This is a genomic window from Alistipes sp. Marseille-P5061 (assembly GCF_900290115.1).
GTDB classification, from domain to species: Bacteria; Bacteroidota; Bacteroidia; order Bacteroidales; family Rikenellaceae; genus Alistipes; species Alistipes excrementigallinarum.
In genome coordinates this window covers 678,846-700,210 of record NZ_LT985749.1, presented here as the reverse complement: position 1 = coordinate 700,210, position 21,365 = coordinate 678,846, and the positions used below count along the sequence as shown (strand labels likewise).

16 protein-coding genes and 2 pseudogenes are annotated in these 21,365 nt (G+C 62.6%); 6 read left to right on the top strand and 12 right to left on the bottom strand.

The window, feature by feature from the left end:
- Positions 1-138: 138 nt before the first annotated feature.
- Both C8267_RS06670 and C8267_RS06665 read right to left on the bottom strand, forming a co-directional pair.
- On the bottom strand, positions 139-1,083 hold the full coding sequence (locus tag C8267_RS06670) for a leucine-rich repeat domain-containing protein (RefSeq protein WP_106634113.1): 945 nt from the start codon (positions 1,081-1,083) through the stop codon (positions 139-141).
- 171 nt (positions 1,084-1,254) lie between these two features.
- Positions 1,255-1,557, bottom strand: a complete 303-nt coding sequence (locus C8267_RS06665) for a hypothetical protein (protein ID WP_158699745.1) — start codon at positions 1,555-1,557, stop codon at positions 1,255-1,257.
- 283 nt (positions 1,558-1,840) lie between these two features.
- On the opposite strand from C8267_RS06665, the gene C8267_RS06660 reads away from it, so the two are divergent.
- From C8267_RS06660 to C8267_RS06650, 3 genes and pseudogenes are all read left to right on the top strand, one after another.
- Positions 1,841-2,332: a hypothetical protein gene (locus tag C8267_RS06660; protein ID WP_158699744.1), complete on the top strand. Its 492-nt coding sequence runs from the start codon at positions 1,841-1,843 to the stop codon at positions 2,330-2,332.
- A gap of 12 nt (positions 2,333-2,344) precedes the next feature.
- Positions 2,345-2,851 (top strand): annotated as a pseudogene (locus tag C8267_RS06655) (sensor histidine kinase); the annotation flags it as partial.
- A 2-nt stretch (positions 2,852-2,853) separates the two neighbouring features.
- Entirely contained in the window at positions 2,854-3,621 is a 768-nt protein-coding gene (locus C8267_RS06650) for a LytR/AlgR family response regulator transcription factor (RefSeq protein WP_158699743.1), read from the top strand.
- A gap of 119 nt (positions 3,622-3,740) precedes the next feature.
- Here C8267_RS06650 and C8267_RS06645 read toward each other — a convergent pair whose 3' ends face one another.
- Entirely contained in the window at positions 3,741-4,448 is a 708-nt protein-coding gene (locus C8267_RS06645) for an MIP family channel protein (protein ID WP_106634108.1), read from the bottom strand.
- A gap of 174 nt (positions 4,449-4,622) precedes the next feature.
- On the opposite strand from C8267_RS06645, the gene C8267_RS06640 reads away from it, so the two are divergent.
- Positions 4,623-5,015, top strand: a complete 393-nt coding sequence (locus tag C8267_RS06640; RefSeq protein WP_087362732.1) for a DUF2721 domain-containing protein — start codon at positions 4,623-4,625, stop codon at positions 5,013-5,015.
- Between the two features lie 335 nt (positions 5,016-5,350).
- Here the strand turns inward: C8267_RS06640 and C8267_RS06635 are convergent, their stop codons facing one another.
- The 9 genes and pseudogenes from C8267_RS06635 to C8267_RS06595 all read right to left on the bottom strand — a co-directional run bounded on the left by C8267_RS06635 (position 5,351) and on the right by C8267_RS06595 (position 18,569).
- Positions 5,351-7,570: an inorganic phosphate transporter gene (locus C8267_RS06635; protein WP_106634107.1), complete on the bottom strand. Its 2,220-nt coding sequence runs from the start codon at positions 7,568-7,570 to the stop codon at positions 5,351-5,353.
- Between the two features lie 126 nt (positions 7,571-7,696).
- Complete coding sequence (locus tag C8267_RS06630) at positions 7,697-9,145, bottom strand: sensor histidine kinase (protein WP_106634106.1); 1,449 nt, start codon at positions 9,143-9,145, stop codon at positions 7,697-7,699.
- Complete coding sequence (locus C8267_RS06625; RefSeq protein WP_087362747.1) at positions 9,123-9,803, bottom strand: response regulator transcription factor; 681 nt, start codon at positions 9,801-9,803, stop codon at positions 9,123-9,125. Before C8267_RS06625 ends, C8267_RS06630 begins: the two co-directional genes overlap by 23 nt.
- 447 nt (positions 9,804-10,250) lie before the next feature.
- Positions 10,251-11,324, bottom strand: coding sequence for a bifunctional 3-deoxy-7-phosphoheptulonate synthase/chorismate mutase type II (locus tag C8267_RS06620; RefSeq protein ID WP_106634105.1), 1,074 nt, complete (start codon positions 11,322-11,324; stop codon positions 10,251-10,253).
- Between the two features lie 381 nt (positions 11,325-11,705).
- Positions 11,706-12,962, bottom strand: a complete 1,257-nt coding sequence (locus C8267_RS06615) for a BT_3987 domain-containing protein (RefSeq protein WP_106634104.1) — start codon at positions 12,960-12,962, stop codon at positions 11,706-11,708.
- Between the two features lie 20 nt (positions 12,963-12,982).
- The gene (locus tag C8267_RS06610; RefSeq protein WP_106634103.1) at positions 12,983-14,185 is read right to left on the bottom strand and encodes a DUF1735 and LamG domain-containing protein; all 1,203 of its coding nucleotides are present in this window, start codon (positions 14,183-14,185) and stop codon (positions 12,983-12,985) included.
- A gap of 22 nt (positions 14,186-14,207) precedes the next feature.
- Positions 14,208-15,242, bottom strand: coding sequence for an endo-beta-N-acetylglucosaminidase family protein (locus C8267_RS06605; RefSeq protein ID WP_106634102.1), 1,035 nt, complete (start codon positions 15,240-15,242; stop codon positions 14,208-14,210).
- 39 nt (positions 15,243-15,281) lie between these two features.
- Positions 15,282-16,859 (bottom strand): annotated as a pseudogene (locus C8267_RS06600) (SusD/RagB family nutrient-binding outer membrane lipoprotein).
- 69 nt (positions 16,860-16,928) lie between these two features.
- Positions 16,929-18,569 carry a TonB-dependent receptor domain-containing protein gene (locus C8267_RS06595; protein WP_234025711.1) on the bottom strand — a complete coding sequence of 547 codons (1,641 nt, stop codon included), beginning with the start codon at positions 18,567-18,569 and terminating at the stop codon, positions 16,929-16,931.
- A 416-nt stretch (positions 18,570-18,985) separates the two neighbouring features.
- Between C8267_RS06595 and C8267_RS06590 the strand changes: the two genes are divergently transcribed.
- Both C8267_RS06590 and C8267_RS06585 read left to right on the top strand, forming a co-directional pair.
- Positions 18,986-20,242: a DUF3575 domain-containing protein gene (locus tag C8267_RS06590; protein ID WP_106634101.1), complete on the top strand. Its 1,257-nt coding sequence runs from the start codon at positions 18,986-18,988 to the stop codon at positions 20,240-20,242.
- A 14-nt stretch (positions 20,243-20,256) separates the two neighbouring features.
- Complete coding sequence (locus tag C8267_RS06585; RefSeq protein ID WP_106634100.1) at positions 20,257-21,318, top strand: DUF6562 domain-containing protein; 1,062 nt, start codon at positions 20,257-20,259, stop codon at positions 21,316-21,318.
- Positions 21,319-21,365: the final 47 nt, after the last annotated feature.

Sequence of the window (21,365 nt, the reverse complement as noted above, 5' to 3'; positions counted from 1 at the left end):
TTTCCCTTGCCCCGTATTTCGGTTCCGTCGTCTCGTTGTGCGAGGCGCAGGGCCGGGGTCGGACCCTGCTTCGATTCTGCAGAGAACAGCTTTTTGTCTGGGGGTGCTTCGGAGTCTCTGCGGTCCTGGGTCCCGGGATTACTCCTTGTCCGAAAATTCGTGAACGAAGATGCCCGTTCCGTCGTAGGAATAGAAGTATTTGCCGATTTCGTCGCAGTAGGTGTTGAAGTCGCTGCCGTTGAGCCGTTCGACGTCGTACTCCTCCGAGAGTTTGATTTCAACCTGTTTGTTCTCCAGCTTTTTGAGCTTGTTGCCGTTGCAGAAGAACTGCTCCAATGCGATGCACGGCGTCAAATCGACCCGTCTCAGGGCGTTTTGGGTGAGATTCATGTACCAGCATTGCGATAGATTCGTGAGCGTGATGTCCTCAAGTTCGTTGTCCTGGAAGCTGAGCTCCTGGATTTTCCCGTTGTGACTCAGGTCCATGGACGTCAGGCGGTTGAAGTCGCAGCGCAGCATCTCGAGATTGGTCAGTGTCGAGACGTCGAGCTTGTCGAAATTGTTCGAGTCGATGCGCAGACTCTTGAGGCTGGTGCAGTTCGCCAGTCCGGTCAGTGCGGAGGAGTTCATGCCGCAGTTTTCGATGCTCAGGTCCTCGAGTCGGGTCAATCCGGTCAGGTCAAGCTCCTTGAATCCCGTATTCCCGATGTTGAGGAAGGTGAGTGTCGATGCGTATTTCGACAGCTCCATTCGGGTCAGGTTTCCGTTCGTATGCACGGCAAGAATCGAGAGGGGTGCTCCGTCGGGCAGAATCAGTTTGTCGTCCGAGAGCGAATTGTAGGAGCAGACCAGCTCTTCGAGAGCCGTGCATCCCGTCAGGTCGAGCGATTCGAGATTGTTGTTGCAGCTCAGGCTGCGCAGTTTGTTCAACCCTGCGACCTTCAGTCCGTCGGGCTTGCAGGCCGAGTTGGCCATGATGTGGGCCTCCTCGAGATTCTTGAGCGGGGTAAGGTCGAACTCGGTGCAGCTGCTGAACATTATCCACAGATACTCGAGTTTGGTGAGCTGGAGAATCTCCTCCATGGAGGAGAGCAAGGTAATTTCGCTGCACTTGAGCCGCTTCAGAGAGGTGAAATACCGGATGCCATCGATGTTCGAGATACCCGTTTCGGAGTTGATGTCAAACTCGCCATCATAGGCGGCCGCATCGGTGATGGAGTAGAAACCGCTTCCGCCGGCGAGCTTCTCGTTGAGCTACTCTCTGAAGGCTGCATCGGGAATGAACTCTTCGGTGAGCAGGTTGTCCGGCCCGAACTCCGAGAGGTCGACCTGCGCCTCGTCGCTGAAAGCGCCTCGTCCCGCCTCGTTCTCTCCGGCAACCTTGTAGATGCCGTTTTCACTGACCGTGCATTGCGGTTGTTCGGTCGTTTCGAACAGAGCACCGTCCTTGAACCATACGTAGCGCAGCGCATCGTCGAGCGGAGCGATGGAGAGCAGGGCCGTCTGCCGGTCATCCTGCACGGTTACGGTTATCTGCCCGGGCCTGGACGGCTTCATGACAGGGTCGGAATCCGATTCGGAGCTGTTGACGCACAAAAGCATGGAGGTCAACGCAATTGTCGAGAGAAGTCTGTGTACCATAACTGTGATGATTGTAGGGATTTGTTTTTCCAATGCTAATTAAGTCAAAACCCTCCGAAACCCAATCGCCCGGAGGAGTGAACTCCCGTTTTGGAAGGATGAACTCCGATATTTGCGGAGTGAATCCGAATATGAAGACGAAGATTTTGTCCGATTGGGAAATGATTTTTATCTTTACGTTGCAAACGCAGGAATGTTTATGCGGAGACTTGACGGGAAATACCTCCTTGTCGGAACAGGAGTCGGCATACTCTTCGACATCATCCTTCAGCTGTTCTACAACCTGGTGCGTCACAACGAACTGCTGCCCTACGATTCGCCGGGAGCCTGCCTGTCGGACCTGCTGTACAACATGGTCCCGTGCCTGTTGATTCTGTTGTCGAACTACCTTGTGATTTTCACGTTGTGGAGCCGGTTCCGGAGGAAGCCGGCACTATGGCTGAAGATGACGGTCGACGCCGTGCTGTCGTTCCTGCTGCTCTTCATCATCAACAGGCTGTTTCTTGTCGTGGCGCGGATTTTCCAACCCGAGACGACGGTCGATGTGCCCGGGACGATACTCTACAACATCGTTATTTTCATGTGTGTCGAGGTTGCCTATCATGTGGCTGCGGCCTATGAGCTGCGCCACAGGCAGGATGTCGCCCGCCAGGAGCTGCTGGCCTACAAGTACAATCTGCTCAACGCCTAGGTCAATCCCCACTTCCTGTTCAATTCGCTCAACAACCTGCTCTACCTCATCCGCAGCAATCCCGACGGGGCGTGTGAATTCACCCGCAATTTGTCCCGTCTGTACCGCCATGTCCTCGAGGTGCGCGACAAATCGACGGTTCCGCTCTCCGAGGAGCTCGATTTCATGTGGCATTACGTGTCGATTCTCTCGATTCGCTACAACAACGCGCTGAATGTCGATTTCCAGGGGCGGGAGCATGTCGGCGGGCATCGGATTCTGCCGCTCGTGCTGCAGATGCTCATCGAGAACATCGCCAAGCACAACGAAATATCGCTCCGGAAGCCGATGACCGTTTCCGTCAGGGTCGAAGCGGAGCGAATCGTCGTCTCGAATCCGATACACCCCCGAAGCAACGTCGCTTCGAGTTCGTTCGGACTCGGCTACATCCGCGAATGCTACAGGCTCCAGGGCGGTACGATGACCTACGGAGGCGACGGAGCGTGTTTCCGGGTCGAACTCTCATACCTTGACCGATGAATATGATGAATTACATAATCATAGAAGATGAACAGTTCGGAGCCCGGATGCTTGCCGAGGCGATAGGCCGGCTCCGCCCCTCTTACAGGTTGCTGTGCATACTCGGCACGGTGCGTGAGAGCGTGGATTATTTTCGCCGGCATCCCGATGACGACTCTCTGGTTTTTATGGACGTGGAGCTCTCCGACGGCCAGTGTTTCGAAATCTTCAACCAGTGCCGCGTGGGCAATCCCATCATCTTCACCACCTCGCACGACGAATGGGCCATCCGGGCATTCCGCGTAAACAGCATCGATTATCTGCTCAAGCCCATTGAGGACGGGGATTTGCTGCGCGCCGTCGAAAAGCACGAATATCAGGTCGGCGTTGCGGAGGCGAATGTCCGGAGGTATGTCAGTCTGCTCGCGGCGGTCGGGGGCAGGCGGACCAGTCAGAACCGGCTGCTGGTCAGCTGCGGAAACCGTTATGTGGCGGTCGAGGTGGAGGAGATGGCGCTCTTTGATGCGGACGACAAGTATGTTACGCTCCACACATTCTCCGGGCAGGAGTATCTGGTGGATTACAAACTCAAGGAGTTGGTCGAGCTGTTGCCGCCGGAGCTTTTCCACCGGGTTTCCCGGAGCTGCATCGTCAATCGGAACGTCATCCGGGAGGTCCGCAAGTTCGACCAGGGGAGGCTGAAGATAAGGTTCAGGAGCCCCTGTCAGGAGCGTGAGGAGCTTGTCAGCGCCTCGCAGCGCGACTCCTTCCTGGAGTGGTTCGGACGATAGTTCCCGCTCCGCTTCAAAAGCGACAAACCCCTGCCGCACAGGTCGGCAGGGGTTTGTCGTGATGTCGAGCCGGGGGCTTCCGGCCTTGTGCCTGTCGGGACGGGGCCGGACCCCTTCCGCTACTTCCGCTTGCCGGCGGGACGGGCGCTCCGTTTGTCGGCGAGCAGGCGCCATACCCCGGCGCTGAGCGCCGCACCGACCAGCGGCGCCACGATGAAGAGCCACAGCTGCGCGAGCGCCGTGCCCCCCTCGAAGAGGGCCGGGCCAATCGAGCGGGCCGGATTGACCGACGTCCCCGTAATCGGGATGCAGACGATGTGTACCAGCACCAGCGTCAGACCGATGGCCAGACCCGCCAGGTTGCCGGCGCCCTGCTTGGCGTCGGTGGTCCCCAGCACCACCAGCACGAAGATGAAGGTGAAGACCGCCTCGGCGATGAAGGCCTGGAGCATCATGCCGTCGGCAAAGCTGTTGGCGCCCGTTGCGGTGGGGCCGCCGTGGCTGCCGCTCGCCGTCAGCGCATAGAGGATTGCCGAACCGACGATGGCGCCGATGACCTGGGCAACCATGTATGCGGCCGCCTCACGGCCGCTCATGCGCCCCGAGAGGAAGACTCCGAAGGTGATGGCGGGGTTGATGTGGCACCCCGAGACGTTGCCAATCGTATAGGCCATGGCAACGACCGAGAGACCGAAGGCCAGCGCCACTCCGATTGTTCCGACGCCGGCGCCCACACCGCCGGCCACACTCCCTGCGAATACGGCGCTGCCGCATCCCATCAGGACGAGGACCATCGTCCCGACCATTTCCGCTAAGTACTTTTTCATTGGTTCAAGGGTTTTAGGTTGTATGGTTGAGCTAAAGTTACGGATAAAAAACGGGATAACCAAAACCCGAGGGTGCGGGAACGGTTGCGCGGCGCGGCTTTCTCCGCCCCGGGCGGCGCTTTGTCGCGAAAAAATGGCTACCTTTGCCCTCCCACCCGTTTCAAGATATTCGATATGGAAGAACTGACACTCACGACGCCGGCGCTGCTTTTCCCGGCCATCTCCCTCATCCTGCTGGCCTACACCAACCGTTTCCTCTCCTACGCGCAGCTGGTGCGTTCGCTCCACGAGCAGCACCGGCAGCAGCCCTCGCGGGTGACGCGGGCGCAAATCGAGAACCTGCGCCGCCGGCTGCGCCTGACCCGTACGATGCAGGCGCTCGGCGTGGCGAGCCTCTTCCTCTGCGTGGTGACCATGCTGCTGATTTACGTCGGCCTCCAGAGCCTCTCGGCCTATGTCTTCGGCGTGGCGCTGCTCTGCCTCATCGGCTCGCTCGGCGTCTCGCTCCACGAGGTGCGCATCTCGGTGCGGGCCCTCGAAATCCACCTCCACGACATGGAGGAGTAGCGCATCCGCTGCCGCCGCCCCTTCGCAGAAACAACCCGAGGCCGCTGTCTCCCCGTCGGGGTGCAGCGGCCTCTCCAAATCCGGTGTATGAAGAAAAGCAGATTTCCCGTTCACGAAGGGAGCGGCAGGGCTTCGGGCCGGGCGTTCCCGCGGGTGAAACCGGAAAAGAGCTTCAAGGTGTGTGTTCCGGTACCTTGCTCCTTTCACCGACAAAGATAGCGCGCCGGTGTTGCATCCCGATGTCGGCCGTGTGACATTGCGGCTATAAAAAAGGGCCCCTGCTTGTGGCGGGGGCCCTTGCGGCGTTGCGGCGGGGGAGAGTCCTCGGCGCCGTGCTACTTCTTGTGCTCGAGGAAGTAGCTCTGCGACTTGAGCAGGTTGCGCGCCTGCAGCACCATGGTCTTCGTCTCGTTGAGCACCGTCAGGTAGAGCACGCTCGAACGAGTGCCGGTGCTCTCGTCGTCGTGGATGCGGCGCAGCTGGCTCTTGACCGCCCCGACGATGGTCTCGAAGAGCCGGTCGCGCATCTCCAGCACCTTGTCCAGCTCCGAGAAGTCCTTCGAGCGGAGCATCTCGTTGATTTTGACGAATATGGCCTCCACGTCATCGTTCACCCGCATCAGGTCGACAATCTGCTCCTTCGAGAGCCCCTCGTGGTTGTTGTCGATGTGTTCGAAGGCCGGGCGCGTGATGTGGATGAGCGCCTTGGTCACCTCCGAGAGGTAGTCGACTACCTGGACGTAGAAGTGTCCCGTGTCGATGTCGCTGTTGCGCAGGCGGCGCAGCGTCGGCATGATGCCGTACTTGCGGGCGCGGGCCTCCTCGAAGAGCCGGTTCGAGGCCTGCACCATCTCCTTGAGCACCTTGCGGTTCTCCTTGAAGACGGCCACCAGCGTGCGGTTGTAGATGCGCGTCACCTGCTCCATGGTGGTGCAGACCTCCTCGATGCAGGTGTAGAGCACGTCGTCGGCCGTTTCGGCCTGCTCGATGCGGGACTTCTCGGCCTCCTCCTTCAGCTCGGGCGTCTTGCGGTGGCTGCGGATGAGCAGCCAGGCGCAGATGGCCGTGAGTGCCACGGCGGCAATCCATCCGCCCCAGAGCAGCAGCAGCGTGACGCCCAGCGCGATGACGAATCCGCCCAGCGCGGTGATGAACCATCCCGAGATGACGGCCATCACGCCCGTGATGCGGTAGACGGCGCTCTCGCGGCCCCACGAGCGGTCGGCCAGCGACGAACCCATGGCCACCATGAAGACCACGTAGGTGGTCGAGAGCGGCAGCTTGTAGGAGGTGGCCACGGCGATGAGAATCGAGGCGGCCGTGAGGTTCACCACGGCGCGAATCATGTCGTAGGGGGCCGACGAGCGCTCCTCGACGGGCAGCGGCTCGAAGCGGCGGTCGATGGCCGCCTGCAGGCGTGCGGGGATGAGGCCCGACCAGAAGTTGTTGAGCATGAGCGTTGCGCGGACCAGCACGCGCGAGGCGAGCGTCGAGCCGAAGCGCTCGTCACCCTCGTGCTGCGAGGCGAGCGAGAGCTCGGTTTCGGTGACGTGGCGCGACTTCTTGGAGAAGAAGAGCGTCAGCACCATGATGACGCCGGCGGCGACCAGCAGCAGGAAGTTGGCCTGTGCGGGGTTCATCAGCTGTCCCATGGTGAGCTGCTCGGTGCCGGCCTCGAGGGCGATGCGGTAGGAGTCGTATCCGGCCAGGGGCACGCCGATGAAGTTGACCAGGTCGTTGCCGGCGAAGGCGAGCGCCAGCGAGAAGGTGCCGGCCAGGATGGTGACGCGCATGATGTTGAGCCGCATGCGCTGCAGCAGCCACAGCACCACGGAGGCGGCGGCCCACAGCACCAGCAGCGTCAGCAGGGTGTGCTCGGCGACGTATTCGTTGATGTAGGGGGGAATGAGCCCCGAGCTCTTGAGCCCCTTGAAGAGGGCGAAGTAGATGATGCCGGCGAAGGAGATGCCGCACCATACGGCACCGTAGCGGCGGAAGGCGGGGGCGTAGCGGAACGAGAAGATGAGGCGCGAGATGTACATGAAGAGGATGCCCGCGCCGAAGGCGAGCGCCACCGAGACCAGAATCGCCGCGATGATGACCATCGCCTTGCCCGAGTTGATGAACTGCGAGAGGTTGGAGAGCTCGAAGGCCGGGTCGACCCAGATGCGGTGCAGCGCTGCGGCGACGGCGGCGCCCAGCAGTCCGAAGACCATCGAGACGGTGGTCGAGGTGGGCAGTCCGAGCGTGTTGAAGAGGTCGAGCAGCAGCACGTTGCCCAGCATCATGCCCAGGAAGAGCATCATCACCTCCGGGAAGGTGAACTCCGAGGGGTAGAAGACGCCGCTGCGGGCGACCTCCATCATGCCGCTCGAGGTGAGCGTGCCGATGAGGATGCCGGCCGAGGCGACCCACAGAATCGTGCGTCGCGGCGCGACTTTCGACCCGAGGGCCGAGTTGAGGAAGTTGACCGCGTCGTTGGCCACGCCGACGACGATGCCCAGTACGGCCAGCACGGCCAGTACGATGACGATGAAGGTGAATAGAGGTGACATACTCCGGTTGATAAGGTTTCGTTGCTCTTTGACGGGTGCCGCATGCGCGTGATGCGACGCTGCAAAGGAACGAAACAATTGTTACAGAACCGTTACAACCGGATTTCGTCTCGGTGACGGATGCCCTCAGGAGTGCTTTCGGAGCGTGAAGATGAATTCGAGGCCCCCCTGCGGGCGGTTGTGCGCCGTGATTGTGCCGCCGTGGATGGCGATGGCGTTGCGGACAATCGACAGGCCGAGCCCCGTGCCGCCCATCTTGCGCGAACGCCCCTTGTCGATGCGGTAGAAGCGTTCGAAGATGTGGGGCAGGTGCTCCTCTTCGATGCCGATGCCGTTGTCGGCGAAGGAGATGGTGCACGACTCCTCGTCGTCGGCCAGCAGGCGGATGAAGATGTCGCGTCCCGAGGAGTAGGCCGTGGCGTTGTCCGTCAGGTTGCGGAAGACGGAGGTGAGCAGCGAGGGGCTGCCGCAGACTTCGACCGGCCCCGGGAAGTCGCAGTGGACGCGCAGCCGGCGTTCGGGCGGCAGCAGCTGGACGTCGGCCGCCACCTCGGCGATGATGTCGTTGAGCACGACGGGCTCCTTGCTGATGAGCTGGCTCCCCTCGTCCATGCGCGTGATGATGGAGACATCGGTGAGCAGCTGTCGGAGGCGGCCCGTCTGGGCCAGGCTCTTCTCGAGGAAGGCGCGTTGCCGTGCGGCGTCGATGCCGGGGTTGGCCAGCAGCGTCTCCAGGTAGCCCTGGATGGCCGCCACGGGGGTCTTCAGCTCGTGGTTGATGTTGTTGGTAAGCTGCTTCTTGATGCGGATTTTCTCCTGCTCCTCGTGCAGCATGAGCTCGTGCTGGCGGTCGCGTTCGGCGGTCGCCTTCTGCAGCTGGGCGTAGAGGCGGATGATGTTGTTCGAGATGTCGCCCAGCTCGTCGTGGGGGAAGGGCTCGCTCTCGGCGATGACCTCGCCGCGCTCGGCCCGCTCGGCGAAGTCGCGCAGGCGGACGATGTTGTGGCCCAGGCGGCGCGTGGCGAAGTAGCCCGCCACGCTCATCAGCAGCGTGACGCCCAGCATGAACCAGAGAAAGCCCCGGTCGGCGGCCAGCACCTCGCTCAGTTCGAGGTTGTAGGGGAGCGCCGAGCGGACGATGAGGCTGTCGCCCCGCATGGCCGAGTAGAAGTAGTGTCCGTGGGTGCTCTCCGAGAGGCGCTCGAGCGTATATCCCGAGCCGTTGATGAGCGCCGCGCGCACCTCGGGACGGTTGAGGTGGTTGGCCAGTCGGGTCGTGTCGCTGCGCGAGTCGTAGTGGACGCGCCCCTTGTGGTCGAGAATCGTCAGCCGCAGCCCCGGGAAGCGGCCGGCATTCCCGGCCATGAGCGAGTCGGGCCGCACGCCGGCGGCCAGCTCGTCGAGCAGGCGGAGGTTGAGCAGCTGGAGCCGGGCGTCGAGCCGCTCGATTTTGAAGTATTTCTCGCGGCCGTACTGGTAGGCGACGAAGCAGCCCACGAGCACCCACGAGATGCCGAGCAGCAGCAGGAAGAGCCGCCGGTGGTAGGAGAGCCTACATTTCGAAACCGTAGCCATAGCCCGGGCGGGTGACGATGTGTTCGCCGCAGGCGCCGATTTTGCGGCGCAGGCGGGTGATGTTGACGTCGATGGTGCGGTCCAGGACAATCACCTCGTCGCTCCAGACGCGGTGGAGAATCTCCTCGCGCGAGAAGATGACGCCCGGATGGCTCAGCAGCAGGGCCAGAATCTCGAACTCCTTCTTGGTCAGGCGCAGCTCCTCGCCCTCGAGCGTGCTGGTCTTGCTGCGCAGGTCCATGTGCAGGGGGCCGTAGTCGAGCGTCTCGGGCTCCTCCTCGCGCTGGGCCGTGCGGCGCAGCACGCTCTTGACGCGGGCCAGCACCTCGCGGATGGAGACGGGCTTGGTGATGTAGTCGTCGGCGCCGAGGTTGAGCCCCGCCACCGTGTCGTCCTCGCTGTCCTTGGCCGTGCAGAAGATAATCGGCACGCCGGCCGTGGCGGGGTTGGCCTTGAGCTGCTGGGCCATGCGGAAGCCGCTCATCTCGCCCATCATCACGTCGAGCAGGATGAGCGAGTAGCGCTCGGGATGCATCGTAAGGGCCTGTTCGGCGCTGTAGGCCACGTCGGCCTCGTAGCCCTCGACCTCGAGGTTGAACTGCAGGATTTCGCAGAGCGACTCTTCGTCGTCCACCACCAGAATCTTTTGTTTTGCCATAGCTGCGTTTTTGCGGTAGTACGTGGGTGCCGGCCGTTGCGCGGGGGCATCCGGACTCCGATTCCGCCTCAAAATTACGAAACCGTTTCGGGAATGGCGCTCTGCGGCGACACTTTTCATGCAAATGTAACACTTCGGGGCGCAGGATGCCGCGGCAGCGGAAGTCGGGTGGAGTTTTTCCGTCCGGAAGGCAAATTTTTCCAGGAGATGGGGAGGAAGGAGCGCAGCGCGGCCGGGAGTGCAGGGCGGGGAACGGCGGAGCCGGGGCGGAGTTGCGGAGTGTGGCGGCGGCGACCGACGTGCGTGGAGAGGAGGGTGCGGGCGGTTGCCGGCGGGCATGACGAATCCGGGAGGCGACGGTGCAGTGCGTGCGGTGTGCGGCCGGGTTGGCCGGATTGGCCGGATGTCGGCGTCGGTCGGTCGTCCGGACTCAGGCGTCGGAGGACGTCACCGCTTCGCTTCGTCCTCGGGCAGCGAGAGCTGCTGGCGCACCGACTCCTCGTGGATAGCCTGCAGCACGCTGCGCATGAACTCGGGAGCCATCCCCAGCGCAGCGGCCTCGGCCGTGCGGCGGGCGAGCAGCTCCTCGTAGCGGCGCGACTGGAGCACCGGCATCGCATGCTCGCGCTTGTAGCGGCCGATGCGGCGCGAGACGGCCATGCGGCGGTCGAGCAGCTCGACCAACTGGTCGTCGAGGCGGTCAATCTCGAGGCGCATCTCGGCCAGCCCGTCGCCCGCGTCGGCAACGCGGCGCAGCTCCAGATGCGCCGCGAGCTCCTTCAGCTCGTCGGGGGTGAGCTGCTGCCCGGCGTCGCTCCACGCCCGTGCGGGGTCGCAGTGCACCTCGACCATCACCCCGTCGAAGCCCAGCTCCATCGCCTGGTGGGCCAGCGGAGCGACCAGCTCGCGCCGTCCGCCGATATGGCTCGGGTCGCAGAGCAGCGGCAGCGAGGGCATGCGGCGGCGCAGCTCGATGGGGATGGCCCACTGCGGCGGATTGCGGTAACCGCCGCAGTCGGCGGCGCCGAAGCCCCGGTGGACGGCCCCCAGCCGTCCGATGCCGGCGTTGAGCAGCCGCTCGATGCCGCCGACCCAGAGGTCGATGTCGGGGCTCACGGGGTTCTTCACCAGCACGGGGATGTCGTGTCCCCGCAGTGCGTCGGCAACCTCCTGCACGGCGAAGGGGTTCGAGACGGTGCGGGCCCCCAGCCACAGCAGGTCGATGCCGGCATCGAGTGCCGCCGCAACGTGCTCGCGCGTGGCGACCTCGGTGGCCACGCGCATCCCCGTCTCGCGCCGCACGCGCTCCATCCATACGAGCCCCGCCGCGCCTACACCCTCGAAGCCGCCCGGCTTGGTGCGGGGCTTCCAGAGTCCGGCGCGGAAGATGCGCAGCCCCTGTGCGGCCAGCGCGCGGGCGGTGGTCAGGAGCTGCTCTTCGGTCTCGGCGCTGCAGGGGCCGGCGATGAGCAGCGGACGTCGGGGGTCGAGGTCGGGAAAGAGGGGGCGGAGTTGTGTCATGGTCGTGCGATGCGGCGGCGCGCTGTGCGGCGCCCTTCCGCAGATGGGTTTTCGGGAACAAAGATAGCGTTTTGTCGCCACAATGCCGCGCCGGGGGCGCCCCGCCGTGCATTTTTTCGCCGCCGCGGGCCCTGCGGCCACCTTGCTGCGCACTCTTCCTGCCGCACCCTCTTCCTGCCGCACCCTCTTCTCGCCGCGACGGCACCGCACCGCCTTTCCGGGTCGCCGCCGTTCCGTCGCCTATCCGTGTTGCCGCACACGCCTTCCGTTCGTGCCGTCCGCCGCGGGCACGAAAAAACCGCGCATCCTTGTGTGATGCGCGGTTTTCCGTGGATGGCCTCCGGGAGCACTCTGCGGCCCGGAGCCCTTGTTGTGCGGAGATTAGTCCTCGAGTTCGGCGCCCCAGGCAACCTCGGTCCCCTCGGGGAAGGTCAAATCGCGGCCGTTGCCCGACGAATCCTTGAGCGTCGTGCCCTCGCCCTCGTCGAGTTTCCAGTAGGCGTACATCTCATCCTTCGACGGATTCTCGACCGTGCGCAGGTGCGAGCGAATCTCCTCCTGCGTGAGGCAGTCCTTCCACATGCGGATTTCGCCAATCAGGCCGTTGAAGTAGTAGCCGCTCGAGGCGTAGCCGAACTGGAAGCCCGTAAGCGTGTAGCCCACCTGGAAGCGCTGGCTCGACGTGGGGCCGAAACGCTTCGTGGGAGCAGCCTCGGCAATCAACTCGCCGTCCAGATAGTAGCGGTAGGCAACCTCCTGGCGCTGACCGGTCTGCGTACCGTCGCACGTAATCGAAATCGTGTGCCACGTGCCGGTCGAGATGGTCTTGCCCTGCGAGGCGAGCGTCAGGTCGCACTGGCGGTTGCCGATGTTGCTGTTACCCTCCTCGCCCGTGACGCGGACTTCGCATCCGCTGAAGGCCTCGTTGTTGTTGTTCGTATCCTGGCCGCGCCACGTGCCGATGTAGTTCGTGCCGCTGTGCCAGCCGTAGCAGAAGATGCGCATCTCGAAGGTGTGGGTATTGCCCTCGATGGTCACCACCTCGTTGTTGGGTATCGAGAGGGTGCGGTACATGGCGCTCGAGTAGTTCTGCATCGAGAGGCCCGGGGTGTAAATCAGCTCGCGGTCAACATCCAGTGCGATGTAGTGGGCCACGTCGCTGCAGTCGACCCGGTCGGCAATCGTCTCGTCGATGACGGCCGCGATGGGGAGCAGGTAGGTCGTACCCTTCTGCAGCCCGTAGAGCGAGCCGGTGAACTCGACCGTCAGGGTGTTGGACTCGGTCTGGCCGGCGGCGATGACGAAGTTGTCGTAGGGAATCCGGTAGATGTTCTCCGGCATGAGCACATACGCGGTGCCGTGCTCGGCGTTGTAGGTGTCGACCAGCGCGGGGTCGACGCGGATGTCGCCCATGGCGACGATGTCGGACGGCTCGTCGAGCTTCAGCGTGAAGGAGTGGCTGTAGTTGCCCGCCAGCACCTCGTCGCAGGTGACGGCCACGGGGGTCTGACTCCCCGCCTCGGGCAGCGAGACGTTGGGCCGTACGACCGTCGTCTCATCGTCCGAGCAGGAGACCGACGCCAGAGCGAATACTCCGGCGGCGCAGAGCGTCAGAAGATTCTTTATGTTCTTTTTCATGGTTTGTGTCGGGTTGGAGGTTATTCAACGCATTTGTTGTAGTCGTCGTCGGTCCACTGGATGGTGATGCCGTTCGTGTAGGCGATGTCGCGCTTGTTGGGCGAGAGGTCGTAGAAGGTGGTGCCTTCACCCTCGTTCATGCGCCAGTAGGAGACCAGACCCTCGGTCGAGGGGTCGACGCCGCAGATGCTGGCCTTGATTTCGCGGGCCGAGAGGGCGCGCGTCCACAGACGCATCTCGTTCAGACGGCCGTAGAAGAGCTGCGAGGACTGGTAGCCGGCCGACGGCATGCCAATCTGTACGCCGTAGAGCGCATACTCGTAGGGAGCCACCGTAATCGAGTTGTCCTTCTCGCCGTCGATGTAGAGCGTCAGCGTGCTGCCGTCGTTAACCAGCGCCACGGCATACCAGCGGTTGGTCGCGAAGCGCGTGTTGGAGGACATCTTGCCCTGCTTGGTGGTCACGTGCAGCTGGTTGGGGTCGTCCGTACCCTCGCCGAAGCGGAGCAGGTTCTGGTCGCACTTGAAGCCGCCGTCGTCGATGGCACCGCCCTCTACCGAGGTCTCGTTGCCGCCGAACGAGCAGACACGCGTCGTACCCGAAGCGCCCAGCTCACGGAAGCGGTCGGCGTAGATTTTCACCTCCCACGTGTAGACCGGAAGCGACGGAATGGGGTCGGGCAGCAGGAACTGGTAGGCCATGGCGGCATTGCCCACATAGGGCGCCTTGAAGTGAATCGTACGCGATACCTTGAGGTAAATCGTACGGCTGGCCTCGATGACCGGGAAGTTGGCGTTCTTGATGGTTACGGGAATCACGTAGACGCGGCCCGTGACGAACTCGCTGTCGTCGACAATCATCACCTCGGCCGAGCTCGATACGGCCTGGCCTTCGGGGATGGTCACCTCGTCGGTCGAGAGCGTGTAGGCCCCGTCGGGGATGGGGTAGTAGTTGGTGCCCATCTTGGCGTTGTAGTCCTCGACGAGCGAGGGGTCGACGGCCACCTGTGCCGTCACCGGCGAACTGACCTGGGTCGTCGAGGAGACGGTCACCGAGTAGGCCGAGGGCAGTGCGTCGATGGCGAACGAGACCATCGGGTCGGAGGAGGTGCCCGTCATCAGGACGGCGTCTCCGTATTCGTCGGCCTCCTGGCAGGAGCCCAGACCGGCGGTCAGGAGCAGCAGCACGGCTGCCGCACGCAATATTCTGTTGGTCTTTTTCATCGGATTAGCTTGTTAGGAGGGGTTATTTGTTTGCGGGATTCTGTTCCTGGATGCCGCGGCGAATCGAGTAGTAGGGAATCGACTTCTGCTCGATGTCGCCCAGCGTGGCATTGGCCGGACGCGTGGTGTTGTACTCATACTCGAAGTAGTAGCCGCCGAAGCCGCCCTTGTGCCCCTGCTCGGGGTTCCAGCGGGCCATGCCGATGACCGAGTAGAGGGGGTTGCCCCACGAGTCGACGGTGTTGCCGTCCTCCTCGGTGAAGGCCACGCCGCCGTTCTTCCAGTACCAGCCCATCTGCTCCGTGGCGATGAACTTTTCGGGCGGGCACCAGCTGCTCATCTGGTCGTAGTATCCCTGCAGGGTCGTCGCTCTGCTGCACGAGTAGCACTGGCGCACGAAGTAGTCGACGTAGGGCTCCGTCTCGGCGGGCGGCACCTGGCCGTAGAAGTCGACAATCAGCAGCTTGTCCGTGCCCGACTTCGGGCCGAAGAATTGGCCCAGCACCTGGATGAACTTGGTGAAGTTCTCTCCCTGCAGCCAGTCGCCTTCGGGCTCGTAGTCCAGGTCAAGGCCGTCGAGGTTGTTGCGCAGCACGCAGCGTGCCAGGTAGAGGGCATAGGCCTCGATGCCGGCGTCGTTCTTCTCGAATCCGGTTCCCTCGATGCGGCAGATGCGGCACATGACGAAGCGCGTACCCTTCTGCTCGCGCACCTGCTGCAGCTCGCGGTAGGCGTTGGGCATGTAGCGCTCGTTGAAGTCGCTCGACTCGACGTATTCGGGGTTGTTCGACGGGATGCCCGACCAGAGGCTGATGATGTCCATGCTGTCGGGCAGACCCGTGAAGTGGAGACCCATCGAGGGCGACGAGTCGGAGGTGTAGCCGGCATACCATCCGAAGCAGATGGCGTGGTCCGACTTCTTGTATTCACGCAGGTTGCGGTAGTACTCGCTGCTGTGGCTGTTCGGTACCTGTATCTCCGTCTTTTCGACGTCCGTGCATCCGATGGCTCCCAGAGCCACCAGGCCGGCTAAGATTGCATATGTCGTACGTTTCATTGTCTTTCGGATAATTTGAACGTTGTTCATGCGTCGTGATTATTTGGCGTCCCACCACAGCTTGGTGCCCGGGTTGTCGGGGCCGCCCAGCAGGGCGATGCCCTTGTCGAGCTGTGTGCGGTTGGTGTTGTACTCCGACTACGGGAAGGCCAGACGGCGAATCTGCGTCTCGGTGTCGACGCAACCGCCGTTGTTCTCGTTCACGCATACGGGGAAGACCTTCGGATAGCCCGTGCGGCGGAACTCGGTCCAGGCCTCCTGGCCGTTGGGGTAGAGGGCGATGTACTTCTGGGAGATGATGCGCTCGAGGTTCTTCTCGAAGCCGTCGCCCTCGTTCCATGCGATGGTAATCTCGCCGCGTGCGTCGGTCGAGTAGGCGGGCGTTACGGGGTCGGTGTAGTCGGCCGGCGTGAGCGAGTCGTCGGCCAGGTACGACGAGGCGTCACCCGCGTTGTTCTCGGCAAACGAGGTCTCGACACCCTTGCGGTAGAGGTTCTCGGCCGTGTCGCCCATGCTCCAGCCGCGCAGCGCGCCCTCGGCACGCAGGAAGTAGGACTCCGAAGCGAGCATCCAGACCACGTTCGAGGTGCTGGTGACGTTGGGCGCCGAGAAGAGGCCCGTGAGCGAGCCGTCGGCCTCGGGTGCGTAGGCGTCCTTCGAAACGGTGTTGGCCATTCCGGCGCGGATGCCGCGGTAGTTGCCGTCGGTGGTGGTGTTGAAGTAGGCCGACAGGCGCGGGTCGTTGTAGCCGTTCATGTAGGAGTCGAGCGTGGCGCCCATGCGCAGGTCTCTCCAGCTTACCCCGACGATGTAGAGCGGGCTCTCGTAGGTCTCCAGCGGCGAGATGTGCTGCAGCTCGGCCTTGTCCGTAGCCTCGGTCATCACGCCCAGCGGGGCGGCCAGAGCGGCCTCGGCCTCCTGCTGTGCCTTCGAGGCGTCGACGTATGCAAGGTGCATGGCCAGACGCAGGCGGAGGCTGTTGGCGAACTTGACCCACTTGGTCAAATCGCCGCGGAAGACGCAGTCGTAATCCGTGAAGAGCGTCTCGCCGGCATTGGCGTAGGGCGCGAGCGTCTCGACGGCGTCGGCCAGCTCCTCGAAGAAGCGGTAGTAGACATCCTTCTGCGAGTCGTAGGGCACCTCGTTCTCGACGCCGAAGCTCAGGTAGGGAATCGGGCCGTAGGTATCCGTCACGCGGTGCATGGCGGCCACCTTGAGAATCTGGGCCAGCGCGAAGCGGGGGTCGTTCTCGTCGTTGATGGCCATGCGCAGCGAACGCCAGGCGTTCATCGTGCGGGTATAGTTGGTGGTGAACATGTCACCGTACCAGCTCTCCTTGTTCCAGTTGTAGCGGCCGGCCGAGTTGATGGAGGGCGAGGGGAAGCCGAAGTAGCCTACAAAGCCGTCGCCGCCCATGATTTCGACCGTCTGATAGCGGTCCGTACCGATGCTTGCGGCCGGTTGGGCGACCACCAGCACGTTCTGCTCCATCTGCAGGAAGTAGGAACCCGTGCGGGCGTTGTCCCAGTCGAGCATGTCCTCGGTCGCTTCGTTGGGGTTGGTGTTCCACTCGGTGAAGTCGGAGGTGCAGGCCGTTGTCAGGGCCGTACCGAGCATCGCGAGCAGTACCCGTCTGATTCTATATGAGTTGTTCGATTTCATGATAGGATTTCTGTTTGTTCGGTTTTAGAAGGTTACTTTGACGGAGAAGCCCAGGCTGCGCAGGCTCGGCTGCATGAAGTAGTCGAAGCCCTGGTTGTAGGTACCCGTGCTGGCCGTCGATTCGGGGTCGAAGGGGGCCTCCGAGTAGAGCATCCAGAGGTTGCGGCCCACGAACGAGACGTTGAGGCCCTTAATCCACTTGCACCACTTCTGGATGGGAATGTCGTAGCCGAGCGTCAGCTCGCCCAGACGGACGTTGGTCATCGAGTAGACATACATCGAACCGATGTAGTTGGCTCCGTTGCCGCCGACGGTCTGATACCACTTCTGTGCGTCAATCTTGTAGCCGTTGACATTCACGCCGCCGTTGTTGCGGGCGACGGCCGAATCCTCCGATACGCCGTAGTAGTCCATGACGGCCTGCGTGGCCGAGATGCCGATGCCGCCTACACGGGCGTTAATCATGAAGCCCAGCGAGATGCCCTTCCACTCGAAGTTGTTGCGCCACGAAAGCGTGTAGTCGGGGTTCGACGTGCCGGCCTTCACCCAGTTGTTGCGGTCGGTCTCCAGGGCGCCGGTCATGCTGTTGACCCAAATGTGGCCCTGCTCGTCGGTGCGCATCGTGTTGACGTAGATGTCACCCATCGTACCGCCGACGGTGAGCATCTGCTTGGCGCCGCCCAGCTGATAGACGTCCAGCTGGTCGAGCTTGACGGTGACGCCCAGCTTGTCGTTGGTGTACTCGGGCAGCAGCTGGTTGACGCGGTTGCGGTTGAGCGACCAGAGCACGTTGGTCTGCCAGTGTACGGGGCCGAGGTTCTGCTTGAAGCCCAGGGCGGCCTCGATACCCTTGTTCTGCACCTCGCCGGCGTTGACGTAGAGCTTCGTGTAGCCGGTCGTCGAGGTGATATCGGGGCTGAAGAGCTGGTTGACGGTCTTCGACAGGTAGCCCGTCACGTCGAGGGTCAGCTTGTTCTGGAAGAACGAGAGGTTGACACCGACCTCCCACGATTTGGTGCGCTCGGGCTGCAGGTCGACGGCCGGGAAGTAGGTCGAGGTGTTCAGACCGCCCGAGAGGGGATAGGTCGTGATGGCGCGGAAGCGTTCGGGGGCATTACCCACCTCACTGTACGATACGCGGAGCTTGGCCAGCGAGAGAACCCTCGAGTTGGCGTGGAAAATCTCGTTGAAGAGTACCGAAGCACCTACCGAAGGATAGAGAATCGACGAGTTGTCGGTGCCGGCCAGGGCCGAAATCCAGTCGTTGCGGACCGAAGCGTCGATGTAGGCCATGCTCTTGTAGCCGAGCGATACGGTTGCGAAGATGGAGTTGGTGCGGTCGTGGTAGTTGTCCTGTTCATAGGTGAGCTTGCCCGCGGGGTCGATGTTCGAGAAGGTGAAGAGGTTGGGCAGAATCTTCAGACCGCCGCCGAAGGACTCCTCCTTGTGGGTGAGGTCCTGCAGGCTGGCGCCCACCGTGGCGGTCAGGTTGAGCGTGTTGTCGGCGAAGTACTTGTTGATGTTGAGCATCACGTCGGCATAGGTCTGCGTGGTGTTGCGGTCGGTCTTCAGGTAGGCGCCCTTCGACGAGTTCTCGGCCAGCACCGAGAGGGTCGAGGCGTACATCTTGCGCTCGTAGGTCTGCACGTCCTTGTCGTACTTCACGCGGCCTTATCGCATGTCGCCGCGCCCTTTTTTCCACCTCGTGTCGCCACCTCGTGTCGCCGTCGTTTTGCGCCTCCGTGCCGCCGTCGTTTTGCGCCTCCGCGCGGTTGCCTCCGGACGCTTTCTTTCCTCTCTTCCTCGGGGCATCCCCTCTTCCCCGGACGAACACTCCCCGATACGTCATCCCTCGAAAGGGGCGCAGGCTGTTCCGTTCGGGGCCTGCCCATAAAACAAAAAAGCCCAAAATCTGCTCTTTGGTCGTCATTTATAGCCCGTTCAGGTTAAATATATGTTAAAAAAGGTGACGAAGTGAACAATCGGAGTAAAAAAAAGCTATATTGGGGAACCTGGAATCTGATGAACGGGATTGAGTTTCCGGGTTCGATGTGGCGTAGTCATAGAAAAAAAGAAAACCGATGAAACGAGTGTTGCTGTTGATTATCTTCGGCATGCTGTGCAGCGTGCCGATTTGTGCGCAGGAGGTAGCAGACTCCGTGAGTCTCTATTATCGGGTGGGATACCGTTTTGTCGACCCCGATTACCGGAACAACCGGGCCGCGCTCGCGCACTTTACGGAGGCCATCCGCGAGGCGCTCGAGCAGGGTACGCTGAACCGGGTCGTCATCCGCGCCGGAGCCTCGCCCGACGGCTCGCAGCAGGCCAACGAGCGGCTGTCGCAGTACCGCGTCGACTCGCTGGCCGCCTATCTGATGCGTACGACCGGCATCCCCGCCGGGATGCTCGTCAAGGAGTCGGTGGGCATCCAGTGGGAGCGGCTGCGCGAGCTGGTGGCTGCCTCGACGATGCCCTCCCGCGACGAGGTGCTGCTAATCCTCGACCGCGAACCCGTCTGGAGCTTCGATGCGCAGGGCCGGGTCGTGGGGAGCCGCAAGCAGTCGCTCATGCAGCTGCACGGCGGACGCCCCTACAACTACATGCTGCAGCACTTCTTCCCCGAGCTGCGCAACAGCGCCTCGGCCATGCTCTATACGCGGCCGACCGAGCCCGAGCCGGCACCCGAGCCCGAACCCGAACCGGCACCGGCACCGGCATCCGAACCGGCACCGGCGCCCGTTCCCGAACCTGCCCCTGCTCCGGCTCCGCTGCCCGACGTGAGCCGCGAGGTGGTTCCCGCCCCCTCGGACGCGTGGAGCCCCGCCATCCACATCAAGACCAACGCCATCGGCTGGGGCATGATGATGGCCAACGTGGCCGTCGAGATTGACCTCTCGCCCCGCATCTCCTTCAGCGTGCCCGTCTACTACTCGGCGTGCGACTACTTCACCTCGACGGTCAAGTTCCGCATGCTGGGCACGCAGCCCGAGCTGCGCTTCTGGCCCCTGCGCGAGCACCGCTTCTTCGCGGCGCTCCACTTCGGGGTGGCCTCCTACAACCTGGCGCTTGGCGGCGACTGGCGCATCCAGGACCACAACGGAAACTCTCCGGCCATTGGCGGAGGCGTCAACCTCGGCTACCGGATTCCGCTGGGCCGCAGCGGACGCTGGAACGTCGAGTTCTCGCTCGGCGCCGGCGTCTACAAGGCCTACTATGACAAGTTCCGCAACGAACGGAACGGCGTCCGCTCCTCGACCGTCCGCAAGACGTTCATCGGGCTGGACAACGCCGCCGTCTCGTTTTCCTACATGTTTGACCTGAAAAAAACTCGGAAATAATGAAAAGGAGCGTGTTGAAAAGGCTGTTTCTGAGTGGTCTGCCGCTGGCTTTCCTGCTCGTGTCGTGCGACGTGCACGAGTTTCCGGGCCCGACCGAACCCGCGAAGTATCCCGTCGTTCTGGATTTGACCTTCGATACCGAACTGCCCGTGTATCAGACGGTCGATGTGAAGACCCGCGTCTCGGACGACCCGCAGGCGTACAACCTGCGCTATACGGTCTGCATCTACCGGGCCGATGCCGAGGGCGCCTTCGGCCGGGAGGAGGAGCGCCGTATGGTGGTGACGAAGTCCGTGACGGCGCAGCCCGACCTGCGCATCGAGACGCAGCTCGAAGAGGGCGCCTACCGCTTCATCGTCTGGACCGACTTTGTCGATGCCGGAACGCAGGAGCACAAGTTCTTCCGTACGGATGATTTTTCGGAGGTCGCCCTCCTCACCTCCGAATATGCGGGCAGCACCGAGTTCCGCGATGCCTTCCGCGGCCGGGCCGACGCCGCCATTGCGAAACCGGCACAGGAGGGCCCCATCGTGGTGCCCGTCCCGATGACGCGTCCGCAGGCGCGCTACAGCTTCGTGTCGACCGACCTGACCGAATTCATGACCCGCGTGCAGGCGCTCCGCGAAAGCCGTGAACACAGCGCCTCACAGGATGCCGGCGCCTCGCAGGATGCAGCCCCCGCCGACGAGCCGACGCGGAGCATCGACCTGGATGATTTCCGCGTGGTGGTTCACTATGCGGGCTACGTGCCTTCGTCGTTCAACCTCTTCACGGACCAGACGGCCGACGCCTCTACCGGCGTGCAGTTCGAGAGCCGCATCACGCGGACGAGCGACTCGGAGGCGAGCCTCGGCTTCGACTACGTGCTGGTCAACGAGGGCGAGGCCTCCGTCAAGGTCTCCCTCGAGGTCTACGACCGCGACGGAACGCAGTTGTCGGCCACGAACCCCTTCGATATACCCCTCATGCGGGGCCGGCATACCATCGTGCGCGGCAATTTCCTCACGTCGGAGGCCTCGGGCGGAATCGGCATTGACCCGGGCTTCGACGGCGACTGGAACTACCCCGTGCAGTAGACCGTGCAGTAGACAGTAAAGTAAAAAGTAATAAACAATAATAGAAA

Excerpts from the sequence above, each read along its gene's own strand:
- C8267_RS06670 (WP_106634113.1), bottom strand. The coding sequence starts at position 1,083 with ATGGAGGAGATTCTCCAGCTCACCAAACTCGAGTATCTGTGGATAATG.
- C8267_RS06665 (WP_158699745.1), bottom strand. The coding sequence starts at position 1,557 with ATGAAGCCGTCCAGGCCCGGGCAGATAACCGTAACCGTGCAGGATGAC.
- C8267_RS06660 (WP_158699744.1), top strand. The coding sequence starts at position 1,841 with ATGCGGAGACTTGACGGGAAATACCTCCTTGTCGGAACAGGAGTCGGC.
- C8267_RS06650 (WP_158699743.1), top strand. The coding sequence starts at position 2,854 with ATGATGAATTACATAATCATAGAAGATGAACAGTTCGGAGCCCGGATG.
- C8267_RS06645 (WP_106634108.1), bottom strand. The coding sequence starts at position 4,448 with ATGAAAAAGTACTTAGCGGAAATGGTCGGGACGATGGTCCTCGTCCTG.
- C8267_RS06640 (WP_087362732.1), top strand. The coding sequence starts at position 4,623 with ATGGAAGAACTGACACTCACGACGCCGGCGCTGCTTTTCCCGGCCATC.
- C8267_RS06635 (WP_106634107.1), bottom strand. The coding sequence starts at position 7,570 with ATGTCACCTCTATTCACCTTCATCGTCATCGTACTGGCCGTGCTGGCC.
- C8267_RS06630 (WP_106634106.1), bottom strand. The coding sequence starts at position 9,145 with ATGGCTACGGTTTCGAAATGTAGGCTCTCCTACCACCGGCGGCTCTTC.
- C8267_RS06625 (WP_087362747.1), bottom strand. The coding sequence starts at position 9,803 with ATGGCAAAACAAAAGATTCTGGTGGTGGACGACGAAGAGTCGCTCTGC.
- C8267_RS06620 (WP_106634105.1), bottom strand. The coding sequence starts at position 11,324 with ATGACACAACTCCGCCCCCTCTTTCCCGACCTCGACCCCCGACGTCCG.
- C8267_RS06615 (WP_106634104.1), bottom strand. The coding sequence starts at position 12,962 with ATGAAAAAGAACATAAAGAATCTTCTGACGCTCTGCGCCGCCGGAGTA.
- C8267_RS06610 (WP_106634103.1), bottom strand. The coding sequence starts at position 14,185 with ATGAAAAAGACCAACAGAATATTGCGTGCGGCAGCCGTGCTGCTGCTC.
- C8267_RS06605 (WP_106634102.1), bottom strand. The coding sequence starts at position 15,242 with ATGAAACGTACGACATATGCAATCTTAGCCGGCCTGGTGGCTCTGGGA.
- C8267_RS06590 (WP_106634101.1), top strand. The coding sequence starts at position 18,986 with ATGAAACGAGTGTTGCTGTTGATTATCTTCGGCATGCTGTGCAGCGTG.